The organism is Aeromonas allosaccharophila (genome assembly GCF_016026615.1).
GTDB classification, from domain to species: domain Bacteria; phylum Pseudomonadota; class Gammaproteobacteria; order Enterobacterales; family Aeromonadaceae; genus Aeromonas; species Aeromonas allosaccharophila.
Map to the genome: position 1 here is coordinate 2,578,321 of NZ_CP065745.1, position 12,685 is coordinate 2,591,005.

The 12,685-nt window shown below is 57.1% G+C and carries 11 protein-coding genes; 8 read left to right on the forward strand and 3 right to left on the reverse strand.

The window, feature by feature from the left end:
- Positions 1-209 precede the first annotated feature (209 nt).
- The 5 genes from I6G90_RS11640 (at position 210) to rbsK (ending at position 5,743) form a co-directional block, all read left to right on the forward strand.
- The gene (locus I6G90_RS11640; RefSeq protein WP_197927607.1) at positions 210-1,754 is read left to right on the forward strand and encodes an AlkA N-terminal domain-containing protein; all 1,545 of its coding nucleotides are present in this window, start codon (positions 210-212) and stop codon (positions 1,752-1,754) included.
- Positions 1,751-2,251: a methylated-DNA--[protein]-cysteine S-methyltransferase gene (locus I6G90_RS11645; protein ID WP_197927609.1), complete on the forward strand. Its 501-nt coding sequence runs from the start codon at positions 1,751-1,753 to the stop codon at positions 2,249-2,251. Before I6G90_RS11640 ends, I6G90_RS11645 begins: the two co-directional genes overlap by 4 nt.
- A 273-nt stretch (positions 2,252-2,524) precedes the next feature.
- The gene (locus I6G90_RS11650; RefSeq protein WP_197927611.1) at positions 2,525-3,745 is read left to right on the forward strand and encodes a PfkB family carbohydrate kinase; all 1,221 of its coding nucleotides are present in this window, start codon (positions 2,525-2,527) and stop codon (positions 3,743-3,745) included.
- A 315-nt stretch (positions 3,746-4,060) separates the two neighbouring features.
- Positions 4,061-4,807 (forward strand): GRP family sugar transporter, encoded by a 747-nt coding sequence (locus I6G90_RS11655; RefSeq protein ID WP_232254458.1) that lies wholly within the window; start codon positions 4,061-4,063, stop codon positions 4,805-4,807.
- A gap of 15 nt (positions 4,808-4,822) precedes the next feature.
- On the forward strand, positions 4,823-5,743 hold the full coding sequence (gene rbsK / locus I6G90_RS11660) for a ribokinase (RefSeq protein ID WP_197927613.1): 921 nt from the start codon (positions 4,823-4,825) through the stop codon (positions 5,741-5,743).
- An 88-nt stretch (positions 5,744-5,831) separates the two neighbouring features.
- Here rbsK and I6G90_RS11665 read toward each other — a convergent pair whose 3' ends face one another.
- The 3 genes from I6G90_RS11665 to I6G90_RS11675 form a co-directional block, all read right to left on the reverse strand.
- Positions 5,832-7,691, reverse strand: coding sequence for a peptidase U32 family protein (locus I6G90_RS11665; RefSeq protein WP_197927615.1), 1,860 nt, complete (start codon positions 7,689-7,691; stop codon positions 5,832-5,834).
- A 143-nt stretch (positions 7,692-7,834) separates the two neighbouring features.
- Entirely contained in the window at positions 7,835-8,443 is a 609-nt protein-coding gene (locus I6G90_RS11670) for a LysE family translocator (RefSeq protein ID WP_163128791.1), read from the reverse strand.
- Positions 8,444-8,570: 127 nt separating this feature from the next.
- Positions 8,571-9,512: a LysR family transcriptional regulator gene (locus I6G90_RS11675; protein ID WP_197927616.1), complete on the reverse strand. Its 942-nt coding sequence runs from the start codon at positions 9,510-9,512 to the stop codon at positions 8,571-8,573.
- Positions 9,513-9,737: 225 nt separating this feature from the next.
- On the opposite strand from I6G90_RS11675, the gene I6G90_RS11680 reads away from it, so the two are divergent.
- The 3 genes from I6G90_RS11680 to I6G90_RS11690 all read left to right on the forward strand — a co-directional run bounded on the left by I6G90_RS11680 (position 9,738) and on the right by I6G90_RS11690 (position 12,672).
- The gene (locus I6G90_RS11680) at positions 9,738-10,826 is read left to right on the forward strand and encodes a ketoacyl-ACP synthase III (protein ID WP_163128789.1); all 1,089 of its coding nucleotides are present in this window, start codon (positions 9,738-9,740) and stop codon (positions 10,824-10,826) included.
- Positions 10,827-11,079: 253 nt separating this feature from the next.
- On the forward strand, positions 11,080-12,294 hold the full coding sequence (locus I6G90_RS11685) for a methyl-accepting chemotaxis protein (protein ID WP_197927617.1): 1,215 nt from the start codon (positions 11,080-11,082) through the stop codon (positions 12,292-12,294).
- Between the two features lie 9 nt (positions 12,295-12,303).
- Positions 12,304-12,672, forward strand: a complete 369-nt coding sequence (locus tag I6G90_RS11690) for a response regulator (protein WP_042060288.1) — start codon at positions 12,304-12,306, stop codon at positions 12,670-12,672.
- Positions 12,673-12,685 lie beyond the last annotated feature (13 nt).

The window sequence follows — 12,685 nt, forward strand, 5'->3', positions numbered from 1 at the left end:
CTGTTATCCGTTTTTAATCAGCTTGCAACACCACTAATCTCGCAAGGCAAATAAAGTTGAGCCAATCCCCCTGCCGAGTCGCTCCGGGTGAAACGACGGGGTGGCAGATTTTTGCTATCCCTGTCCGTTTCTGGCTAGTCATGGCCCCCACGTCCCCTTACTCTCTTGCCATCTGTTCCAGCAAAATATCCCAGCAAAGGCGTCATGCAATGAATGCAAAGCCAAGCCCAGAGTCGTCACACGATGAGCGGATCAACGCCCTCAGCCGCGAACAGTGCCACGCCGCACGGCTCGCCCGCGATGCGCGCTTCGATGGCCGCTTCTTTACCGGCGTGATCTCGACCGGCATCTACTGTCGACCGGTCTGCCCGGCACGACCACCGCACGAGCACAATGTGCGCTACTTCCAAAGCGCCGCTGCCGCCGAGCAGTGTGGGCTGCGCCCCTGTCTTCGCTGTCGACCGGAGTTGGCCCCCGCAGCCCGTGGAGATCTGCCTGTTGAGCTGGCACGCATACTGGCCCGCATCGATCGCGGCGAGCTGGCGGACGGCACGCTCGCCGAACTGGCTGCAGAGGCCGGGATCAGCGAACGCACGCTGCGCCGCCAGTTCGAGCAGCACCTCGGCGCCTCGCCAAAACAGGTAGAGCAGACGCGCCGCCTGCTGCTCGCGAAACGGCTGCTGACCGAAACCGGGCTGCCCATCACCGACATCGCGTTTGCGGCAGGCTTTGCGAGTATCCGCCGCTTCAACGACGCCTGGCTGAACGCTTACGGGCTGGCCCCGCGCACCTTGCGCCAGCAAGAGCAGCACGATGACGCGACAGAACACATGGGCTCGGAGCCGCGCGGCGCAACCCTGACGCTGCAACTGCCCTACCGCCCTCCGTATGATGTGGCGGCCATGTTGGCGTTCTACCGGCTGCGGGCGATCCCGGGGCTGGAGCGGGTGGATGGTGAGGTATATGAACGGCGCTACCGGGTCGGCGATCAGGTTGCGCTGGTGCGCATCGCGCAGGGCAAGGGGCATAGCCTGCAGCTCACCGTCTATGATCTGCCGCTCGCGGCGCTGCCCGATCTGCTGTATCGGGTGCGCCGGATGTGGGATCTCGATGCCGATATGCAGCGGATCGGCGATCGGCTCGGTCAGGATCCGCTGCTAGCCCGTTTGCAGGCGCGCTGGCCGGGCGTGCGGCTGCCCGCCGGCTGGGATGAGTACGAGGTGATGCTGCGCGCCATCGTCGGCCAGCAGGTATCGGTCAAGGGGGCCATCACCCTGCTCGGGCGACTGGTAGCCCGCACCGGGGCGCAATTCGGGGTGGCGCAACTACCGACCCCCGCCCAGTTGTGCGAACTCGATCTCGACGGCATCGGCATGCCCGGCAGCCGCCTTCGCACCCTGCGGGGAGTGGCCGAGGCGCTGGCCAGCGGCGAACTGACCCTCACGACAGCCAGTGACGAGCAGTTGCTGGCGCTACCGGGCATAGGCCCCTGGACGGTCTCTTACTGGCGGCTGCGCTGCGGGCTGGATACCGATGCTTTCCCCGCCTCCGATCTGGTGCTGCAAAAAGCGCTCGGGGGCGGTGCCAAGCTGCCGGTGAAAGAGGTGTTGGCACAAAGCGCGGCGTGGCAGCCGTGGCGCAGCTATGCGGCCAGCTGGCTGTGGCACGCCATGAGTGAAGCGCCCAATTTGCTGATCCATGCCACCAGCAACGAACAACAGCCAGATACCCAACAACAGGAGATAACCCCATGATCCGCTACGATATCCTGCCGACCCGCTGTGGCGATCTGCTGGTCGCCATCAATGAATCCGGTCTGGTACACGTAGACTTTGTGGCGGGCCTGCGGGCACTGCCAGATATGAGTGGCTGGCAACAAGAGCGCGAGGCGCTGGCCCCCTTCCTCGCCGAATTTGACGCCTATTTTGCCGGTCGCTTGCAGCGCTTCTCCCTGCCCCTTGCCGCCCACGGCACCGCTTTTCAGCAAGCGGTGTGGCAAGCATTGTGTGATATTCCCTACGGCGAAACTCGCAGCTACAGCGATATTGCCCGAGCCATCGGCAAACCCGCTGCGGTGCGGGCAGTGGGCGCTGCAAACGGCCGCAATCCACTCTCGATCATCGTTCCCTGCCATCGGGTGATCGGCCAAAACGGCAGCCTGACCGGCTATGCGGGGGGATTGGAGATTAAAAAAGCGCTGCTAGATCTGGAAAATAGCAGGAGTAATGCCACAACAAGCCACGCAATCTGAATATCACACGTTACACGATATACATCGTGATATATTATAATTGAGAGTATATAGCGTAACGTTAAACAACAAAACTGGTATGATAGCCTTCACATTAAGGTAATAGCGCAACATCCAACAACCATGCCCCAACGAAAACGCAACAATTGAAATGGAAATATCCTTTCCGTTCCAGATTATCAAGTGTGATTGCCATTCATTTTTACCCCCTGCTCAATTAGTATTATGCTGACCACAAACCACTTTTAATGACCGTTAGCGAATCCATATTGAATGAATAAAAATGACCGACAACGCCTGATCAAAACGCGCCTGATAATTGATAAAGAAGTCAGTGTAAAATCGTTGGCCGGTACTTTTTCTGTAACCGAAAGAACGATCCGCAATGATTTACAAGCGCTAGCTGACAAGCATCTTTGCGAAATGTTCTATGGCGGTGCCAGATTGATCAAACATGATGAAGACATCTATTTTGAATCAACATCCATCAACAATATATCGACTCTGCTTGAGGCTCCCTCCACCACCAAGGCCTGGAGTTACCCTGCGGTAAGCAGGGCCAATGAAACCTCTCCAGAGATTTATATATTGGGATCATTCAATATTGACATTGTATTAGAAGTAAATGAATTTCCAAAAGTTGGGGAAAGTGTGCTGGCACACTCTACTAAATATTATGGTGGTGGCAAGGGAGCAAACCAGGCAATTGCGGCTGCAAAAATAAATGATCAGGTTCACCTGACAATCAAGGTAGGTCAGGACCTGTTTGCCGATAGAGCCAAAAACTACCTGGCGAATGCCAATATTGCCTCATTGAATATTCTTGAGGATGCAGAGCACCCAACGGGTAATGCCATCATTCTGGTATCACAACCCTCTGGCGAAAATAAAATTGCAATTAACTTGGGTGCCAACAGCCACATCACAGTGGATGATATCATTCATGATCTCGATTATATTCGTGACTGTCGCGTTTTTTTGACCCAACTGGAAAACAACTTCGACATCATGTCACTTGCGATAACTTATGCAAAGAAAAGTGGTGCGACTACCATTCTCAACCCGACTCCATATAATGATAGCGTGAAGAAAATATTGCCTTTTGTCGATATCATCACCCCCAATGAGATTGAGGCGTCCGATTTGTCTGGCATTGTTATCAATGATCATGAATCAGCCAGACTGGCGGCAGAGAAAATATATAAGCTGGGGGTTAAACATGTCATCATCACGCTGGGTGATAAAGGGTGCCACTATTTTAACGGGAACCGTCACTTTCATTTGGCTGGCCACAAAGCAGCCGTAATTGATAGCAGCGGGGCTGGCGACTCATTTAATGGTTCGCTTGCTGCCTCTATTGCCAATGGTAAATCGATTGAAGATGCACTGATTTTTGCCAATGCGTTCGCTTCATTGAAAGTCGAACGTCGTGGAGCATCAAATATGCCAGACACATCTCTGGTTGAAGCAAGGTTATCCACAAATAATTTGTAACAACACACTGCAAACAAATTAACTGCCAATCTATTTACACTATTACTGACAGAGGTATTTATGTTAGTCATCCACTCGTACTCCATTGCGATTATCATGTGTATTATTACCATGATATGTTGGGGCTCTTGGGCCAACACCACCAAGCTGGTTGATGAAAAAAAATGGCCTTTCCAGTTATATTATTGGGACTATTCAATCGGCATCCTGTTGTTTACCTTGCTGCTGGCGTTCACGTTAGGCTAGTCCGGTGATGAAGGCCGCCACTTTATAGCCGATTTACAGCAAGCTGATTGGCAAAACTTTGGCCTGGCTATCCTCGGTGGCATCATTTTCAACCTGGGTAATATCTTGCTGGTAGCCGCTATTGCGCTGGCGGGGATGGCTGTTGCATTCCCGGTTGGCGTCGGGATTGCACTGGTACTTGGCGTTATCGTCAATTATCTGGCCGTACCGGTTGGCGAACCTTATGTGCTCTTTATCGGCGTTGCCTGTGTCACCGTTGCGATTATCTTGACTGCTATTGCTTACGGCCGTCTCAAGCAGCAACAGAGTGCAAAAATGCGTGGTTTGATCACTGCCATCATTGCCGGTGTGGTCATGGGCTGGTTCTATCGCTTTGTCGCAGCCTCTATGGCCGCTGATTTTTCTGCACCGGCAGCCGGCTTGCTCACTCCTTATTCCGCGCTGGTCTTCTTTGCCATTGGTGTACTCCTCTCCAGCTTTGTCTGGAATACCATCATGATGAAGAAGCCCATCTCTGGCCCGGTCATTAATGGTAGCGCTTACTTCAAAGGGACCGTCAAAGAGCATGCGGTCGGTATTCTCGGTGGCATTATCTGGAGTATTGGCATGAGCTTCAGCATTTTGGCCTCAGGCCCGGCTGGCTACGCTATTTCCTATGGCCTCGGTCAGGGTGCCACCATGATTGCCGTTATTTGGGGTGTCTTTGTCTGGCGTGAATTTGCCAGCGCACCTGCCGGAACCAACAAGCTCATCAACGCTATGTTTGCTTTCTATATTCTTGGCATTGCTCTGATCATCGCCGCGAATAGCATTTAATACAGGATATCTATCATGTTGAATAATAAAATTGTCGTTCTGGGTAGTACCAATCAGGATCTGGTTAACAAATCCAGCCATCTGCCAAAAAAAGGCGAGACCATCATCGGCTATGAGTTTTTCAGCGCTCGCGGTGGCAAAGGTGCCAACCAGGCAGTAGCTGTCAGCAACATGGGCGGTAAACTCAGTTTTATCTCCTGCCTGGGTAAAGATGATTTTGCCAACCAGTTGATCGCGGATTATCAGCAATCCGGTATGGATACCAGCAAAATGGTCCAACTGGACGGTATTGCAACAGGCTTGGCCCTTATCATGGTCGATGAGCAGGGCTGCAACTGCATCAGTGTTGCCCCCAACGCCAATGCCATGCTGACCAAAGAATTTGTAACCGAGCAACTCGATAGCCTGCGCCAGGCAGACTACCTGCTGATGCAGCTGGAAACGCCGATTGATGGGGTGGAGCTGGCAGCCAAAGAGGCCCACCAGGCCAATACCTATGTGATTATCAACCCGGCACCCGCCAAACCCTTGAGTGATGATGTCTATCCCTATATCGACCTTATCACCCCCAACGAGACAGAAACCGAGATCCTGACCGGCATCAAGGTGACTGATCACGCCAGCGCAGAAGCGGCCGCCACCCTGTTGCAGCAAAAAGGGGTCAAGAATGTGATCATCACGCTGGGTGAGAAGGGGGCGTATCTGCAAAGTGCCGATGGCATCAAGGAGATCATTGCGGGCTTCCGGGTCGATGCCAAAGATACCACCGCTGCTGGCGATACCTTCAATGGCGCATTAACCGTTGCGCTGAGTGAAGGGAAATCCTTGCGTGATGCCGTGCTCTTTGCCCACCGTGCCAGTGCCATCTCGGTCAGCCGCATGGGGGCGCAAAGCTCCATTCCGAGCAGGGAAGAGGTCGAACAGTTCAACCATTAATGCCACAAACAAAAGCCCCGGAGTCATGCTCCGGGGCTTTTTATTTCTTCCTGACCCGCTCTGATTTAACAGAACTGCGGTTTGGAAATCACCTCTTCAAACTCCCCATCACCTGCATTTCGCAGCGGTTGCAGTCAAAACGCAGGCGGAAGGTGTCTTTACCCATCTTGAGCTCCAGCGGCTCGGCCTTGAGACCGGGCACCTCTTTCGGGCAGAGGTTCTGGCTGTAGCGGATGCAGTGCTTGGTGATCATCAACACCACTTCACCCTCCTCCTTGTTCGCCTCGTAGGCGGGAGCAATGCGCTCCACGCCGTGTTCGCGGAAGAACTGCTCGGCGGCGCTGTTCAGCACGTTGCCAAGGTAGGAGAGACGGTGCTGGGGATAGCTGATATCCCGCAGGGCGATGCGTCGCTCGGGGCGCTGATAACTGGCCACCCGCGCGGCCTCCAGCGTGGCGATGCCATCCCGGCGCAAGCCGTTGAGCTGTGATGCGGCGATGAATAGCGGGTGAGTGAATGCCAACTCAATCTTGCGCGCCACAAACAGGGTATTGCCGAGTTTACCAAGCTGATCCCGCGCCTGTTGCAGCGCCCGCTCCGGATTGTCGGCGGGCTGCTTGTCACAAGGCAGCATCACCGCAGCGCTGATGCCCTGCTCGTCGGTGAGCGTGAGGCGCAATCCCTCATCGCACTCTGCAAGCACCATATCGACCCAGATGCGGCGATCCGCGCTCGCCTTTTCCAGCATCTTGCTGAACGCCTGATCGTGGTTACGGTAGATTTCGGTCCCCACCTTCAGCCCCGGCATGCGTTCAGACAGGAGTAACTGCTTACCTTCGATCTTGTTGAGGCGCATCCCCACCAGCTCGTTGTTCGGCTTGAAGAAGCCCAGACCATCGCCGTTGTTGAGGCTGACCTGCTTGCCGTCGATCTCGATACCGTCACGAGTCACCTTGGTGACGCGCCCCAGCGGCTCGCCCACATATTTCGGGCTCTTGGTGGAGTCGATTCCCTGCTGGCGGCCATTCAGGAAGTAGTCGGTGCTACCGCGGTTGAAGCTCTTCTTGGGGTCAGGCGTGAAGCTGTAGCTGCAACGACCCGCCGAAGCGGCAACCAGATCGGAGCGGCTGTCGAGAATGGCGTCGAGCTTCTGGCGATACCAGGCAGTGACGTTCTTGACGTAATCGAGCCCCTTGAGGCGCCCTTCGATCTTGAAGGAGCGGATGCCCGCTTCGATCAGCGCCTCCAGGTTGTCGGTCTGATCCATATCCTTGAGCGACAGCAGGTGGCTGTCGGCCACCAGCACTTCGCCATCCGGCTTTTGCAGCGAGCAGGGCAGACGGCAGAGCTGGGCACATTCACCGCGGTTGGCGCTGCGCCCGGTACGGGCATGGCTGATATTGCACTGGCCGCTGTAGGAGACGCAGAGCGCACCGTGGATAAAGAACTCCAGCTGCACATTGGTCGCAGCACTGATCTCGCGGATCTGCGCCAGCGACAGTTCGCGCGCCAGCACCACCTGAGAGAAGCCCACATCCTGCAGAAACTTCACCTTCTCCGGTGTGCGGTTGTCGGTTTGGGTACTGGCATGGAGCGCGATGGGAGGGAGGTCCAGCGCCAGCAGCCCCATGTCCTGCACGATCAGCGCATCGGCCCCGGCTTCATAAATCTGGTGGGTCAGGCGACGCGCCTGCTCCAGCTCGTGATCGTGCAGCAGGGTGTTGAAAGCGACAAAGACCTGGGCACCGAAACGGTGGGCGTGACGCGCCAGCGCTTCGATATCTTCGAGGGAGTTGCCCGCCGCACTGCGGGCGCCAAAGGCGGGGCCACCCATGTAGACGGCATCCGCACCATGATTGATGGCTTCGATGCCGTAGGCGAGGTTCTTGGCCGGAGCCAGCAGCTCCAACCGGTTGTTGTGGCTTAACGGGTGCTTGTTCTGGTGCATGGTCTCGGGATCAGGGCGGACAGCAAATGGCCGCTACTCTAGCCCATTCACCGCCTGCGTGCCTTGATCCCGCTTAAGGTATCCGCGAAATGCAGGATTAGATAACCACCTTGAGTGCCAGCAACAGATCGCCCACGAGAGGACTAAAGCACCACCTTCAAGGCCAATCCCAGCAGCACCAGGCCGCTCACCTTGTCGATCACGAAGGATTTGGCTTTGAGCCACGCCAGTACAGGCCCGCGCGAGAGCACCAGCGCCACCAGCACGTACCAGACCGCATCGATCCCGCCAGCGGTGAGCATCATGATGCCCCCCTCGCGCCAGCCGGTATCGGCCCGCACAAACTGGCTGAACAGGGCGATAAAGAACACCGCCAGCTGGGGATTAAGGAAGGCCACCATAAAGCCTTCAAATGCCCCCTGCCGACCACGCAACTGATGCACCTCATCACTCGCTTCGCCACTGGCAGGTTTGGCAAGCAGGGCTTTCACCCCGAGCCAGGCAAGAAATGCGGCGCCGCCGTAGCGGATCAGATCAAACAGGATCGGGGTCTGGGTGATCAGAATGGAGAGGCCAAGCGCGGTCACCAGCGCATAGATACCAACCCCGAAGCCGTGACCGAGCGCAGTGGCGACGCCGTGACCCTGCCCGCCCTGCACTGTGTTGCGGATGATCAGCGCCAGACTCGGGCCGGGGCTGATGGCGCCCATCACGCAGATTGCGGCCAGTGCCAGCCAACTCGTCAGTTCCATGCTTTTCCTCTTTTGTGCTCGATATGATGACCTGCACTCAGAGTACGGGCTGAGCCATTATGCCAGTAGTGAAAGTTATGAATAGAACCCATAACTGATGGCTATAGCGCCACACAACTGACTGGGGCTAATCACCGAGTTCGAGCAGCTTGCGACTCTCGCCGACGGTGCGTTGCAGGTGATCCCGCAGGAAGGGGTAAGCCAGCTCGCGAAACCAGCGGTGGGCCGGATCCTGATGGTGACGCTGGTGCCACAGCAGATGATACTGCTGGTCACGGGTAGCAAACGGCAAATCGACAAAGGTGAGCTCATGGCCGCAGGAGAGCTGCCAGGCGATATGAGCCGGGGTGGTCATCAGGCAATCGGTGCGCAGCAACACCTCCACCGCCGCCTGAAAGAAGGGAACTCTGGCAAACCAGCGCCGACTCAGTCCCTGCGGCGCCAACACCTGCTCCACCGGACTGTCCTTGTCGCCACCGCCGCTCACCTGCAGGTGAGGCCAGGCTAGATAGTCATCGAGACTCAGCGCCTTGCCTGCCAGCGGATGGTGACGTCCCATCAGCACCGCCAGCCGATCTTCCCCCTGATGCAGACCACGGATCTGATCCGGTACCTGCTCGGTGATGGTGGAGACCAGATCGAGCTCGGACTGCCACAGCTGCGGCAGCTGCCGCTTGTCCCACAGGCTGTACTCCAGCGCCGCCAACGGCGCCTCGTTGGCGAGCGCGGCGCAGATATCGGGCAGGATATGCTGGGCTACATAATCAGAAGAGGCGAGCCGAAATACCCGCTCGCAGCGGCTCGGGTCAAACCCGGGAGCCTCGTAGAGCCGCTCCAACGCACCGAGAGAATCCGCCAGCTGAGCGGCCAGCGCTTCGGCCCGAGGCGTCAGCAGCCAGCGCTGCCCCTCCCGCACCAGCAACTCGTCGTCAAACTCGCTGCGTAACTGGGCAAGCTGCTTGCTGATGGAGGGCTGACTCAGGTGCAGCTGCTCGGCGGCGCGGCTGATATTACGGGTATCCAGCAGCACCTTGAGGGTGGGCAGCAAGTTGAGATTGGCTCTGAGCAAGGGATACCCTCATCGGTGGCGAAACGCCTATCTTAGGGCAGACGAGCCCCGCGTTTTAAGCAAAATTTCCTGCCATGTTCAGCACTTTGTCGCCCTTTGTGGTCAGATGGCGCAGCCGCTCGCCCAGCACATAACCATGACCACAAGATGACAGTGGTTGTCTCGTACGGCATAATTGCACGATTTTCCGCCCGCGGGCGATCCACTTTGAGAAGCGGTAACAAGATGAAATACGCCAATATCACCGGCTGGGGCAAATGCCTGCCTCCCTCCGTGCTGACCAACGATGACCTCAGCACCATCATGGATACGTCAGACGAGTGGATCTATCCGCGCACCGGCATCAAGGCCCGCCGGATCTCCCACGTCAGCACCTCGGATCTCGCCACCCTGGCCGGTCGCCGCGCGCTGGCCTGCGCCGGTCTGGAAGCGAGCGATCTCGATGGCATCATCCTGGCGACCGCCACCCCGGACAACCTGCTGCCAAGCGCCGCCTCTGCGGTGCAGAAGAAGCTCGGGGCCGTCAACGCCGCCGTGTTTGACCTCAACGCGGCCTGTACCGGTTTTGTCTACTCCCTCTCCGTCGCCACCTCGCTGGTGCAGACCGGCATGATGAAGAAGGTGCTGGTGATTGGCGCCGAACGCCTCACCTACCTGCTGGACTGGGCACGCCGCGATACCGCCGTACTGTTTGGCGATGGCGCCGGTGCCGTGGTGATCGAGGCAAGCGAGCAGGAGTGTGGCCTGATCGCCAACAAGCTGGGCTGTGACAGCGAAGCGCGGGAGATCCTGCACGTACCGAACTTCGGTACCGATCGGGTGCGTTTTGCCGATGTCGACGGCCTGTTCACCTTCAACTTCGAAGGGCCGGAGATCTTCAAACGCGCCGTGCGCGGCATGGGTGAAGCCACCAGCACTGTATTGGCGCAGGCCGGTATTGCGCCGGAGCAGGTCGACCTGATCGTCCCCCATCAGGCCAACATCCGCATCATCGAGACCCTCGCCAAGCGGATGAGCGCGCCGATGGAGAAGGTAATGGTCAACATCGAAAACTACGGCAACACCTCCGCCGCCACCGTGCCCATCGCCCTGTGCGAAGCGCTGGAGCAGGGCCGCGTCAAGCCGAACTCCTATCTGCTGACCGCCGCCTTCGGTGCCGGTCTGACCTGGGGTGCCGCCATCATCAAGTGGGGCGAGCGCGTCACCCCCATCAAGGCGTGCGATGCCGAACTGCCCCCGTGCGACAAGAGCGCGCTGGAGCTGATTGCCCACGCCGTCGAAGGGTGCCAGAAGGCCCACGCCAACGAGGCCTGATCCTCATCAGGAGCCTGAATCGTCAGGCTCCTGTTCTTCTTTTTTCCCCCCACCTCTCTCTGCTCCCCCTTCGCAATTCTCTCGATACAGCAATCGCTGATACAAACAAATCCGATTTGCAGCCAATTTATTTTTTTCCGCTAACCTTATTGTGCCAACTATAAATAAAGAAAAGAGCTTCAAGGGGCACCATGACTATTGCAGTCCCGCTCCTTTACCTCTTACCAAATAATTGCACAGGGATAAGCTACGTATGGCACAACACAAAAGTGGCGTGAACACACCGCTTTGGGAACCGGTTTGCTGGATTTGCTGCATCGGGCTCGGTCTGCTGAGCTGCCTGTTGCTGCAACTCGCCGATGCGCTGTCACCTCTCTACCTGCTGCTCAATGTGCTGGTTGCCATTGCCGCCGCCCTCTGGACATCGAGTCACTTCCATCAGCACATACACCGCAATCGTACCGAACAGATAGAACCCGCCGCCACGAATGCCATCGCCCACTCCATCGTCGGGCTGGAACAGGTGTGCGAGAAGGCGCTGCCCATCTGGTCCCAACAGATTGAAAACTCTCGTCAACAAACCGAAGCGGCGATGATTGACCTGACCCAGCGCTTCAGCGGGCTTGCCAACAAGCTGGAAGAGGCGGTCAATGCCTCCCATCTGGCAGCCGGTGAACTGGATGATGCCAATTCCCGTGGCATGGCCGGAGTCTTGAGCGAGAGCCAGCAGCAGCTCAATGAGGTAGTGGCCATTCTGCACTCCGCCCAGGCCAATCGGGACGCCATGCTGGGTGAGATAAAAAGCCTGACCACCTACACCATAGAGCTCAACACCATGGCCATGGATGTGGCCAAGATCGCCTCCCAGACCAACCTGCTGGCCCTCAACGCTGCCATTGAAGCGGCTCGCGCTGGGGAAGCAGGTCGTGGCTTTGCTGTGGTTGCTGATGAAGTGCGCAACCTCTCCCGCCTCTCCAGCGAAACCGCCCAGAAGATGACCGACAAGGTCGACACCATCAATACCGCTATCGGTCGCGCCTTCCAGATTGCCGAAAATGCTGCCGCACGGGATCACGCCTCGGCACTCAATTCGGAGCAGACTATCGAACAGGTGCTGGCCCGTTTCCGCCATGCCACCGACAGCCTGGCTGAATCCGCCTCCCTGCTGCAAAACGAGAGCACCGATATCCATCGCGAAATCTCCAGCGTCATTGTCTCGCTGCAATTTCAAGACAGGGTCAGCCAGATCCTCAGCCACGTCAGGCAAAACATGGAGAGCCTCTCCAGCCATCTGGTTGCTTCGGAGCAGAGCAGCAATGCAACAGGGCCAATCCAGATCGATGCCCATCGCTGGCTGGCAGAGATGGAGCTCTCATACGCCACCGACGAGCAGCGCAATATTCACCATGGTCGCACCACCCGTTCTACCAAAGCGCAACCAAGCAGCGCCGACATCACATTTTTCTAGGAGAGAGATATGGGCAAAACGATCCTGATCGTGGATGACTCGGCAACTATTCGCCAAGTCGTGGGCATGACCCTCAAGGGAGCCGGTTATGAGGTCATGGAAGCCTCTGACGGCAAAGACGCGCTCAAGAAGCTTGATGGCAAGAAGATCAACCTGATCATCAGTGACGTCAACATGCCGAACATGGATGGCATTACCTTCGTCAAAGAGGCCAAAAAGCTGGCCAGCTATAAATTCACCCCCATCATCATGCTGACCACCGAATCGCAAGACAGCAAGAAGCAGGAAGGACAAGCCGCAGGAGCCAAAGCCTGGGTGGTCAAGCCCTTCCAGCCCGAGCAGATGCTGGCCGCTGTCGCCAAGCTCATCATGCCGTGATCCGGAGCGCATC

Bases quoted from the DNA above. Each gene is read 5' to 3' on its own strand.
- I6G90_RS11640 (WP_197927607.1), top strand. From the start codon at position 210: ATGAATGCAAAGCCAAGCCCAGAGTCGTCACACGATGAGCGGATCAAC.
- I6G90_RS11645 (WP_197927609.1), top strand. From the start codon at position 1,751: ATGATCCGCTACGATATCCTGCCGACCCGCTGTGGCGATCTGCTGGTC.
- I6G90_RS11650 (WP_197927611.1), top strand. From the start codon at position 2,525: ATGAATAAAAATGACCGACAACGCCTGATCAAAACGCGCCTGATAATT.
- rbsK (WP_197927613.1), top strand. From the start codon at position 4,823: ATGTTGAATAATAAAATTGTCGTTCTGGGTAGTACCAATCAGGATCTG.
- I6G90_RS11665 (WP_197927615.1), bottom strand. From the start codon at position 7,691: ATGCACCAGAACAAGCACCCGTTAAGCCACAACAACCGGTTGGAGCTG.
- I6G90_RS11670 (WP_163128791.1), bottom strand. From the start codon at position 8,443: ATGGAACTGACGAGTTGGCTGGCACTGGCCGCAATCTGCGTGATGGGC.
- I6G90_RS11680 (WP_163128789.1), top strand. From the start codon at position 9,738: ATGAAATACGCCAATATCACCGGCTGGGGCAAATGCCTGCCTCCCTCC.
- I6G90_RS11685 (WP_197927617.1), top strand. From the start codon at position 11,080: ATGGCACAACACAAAAGTGGCGTGAACACACCGCTTTGGGAACCGGTT.
- I6G90_RS11690 (WP_042060288.1), top strand. From the start codon at position 12,304: ATGGGCAAAACGATCCTGATCGTGGATGACTCGGCAACTATTCGCCAA.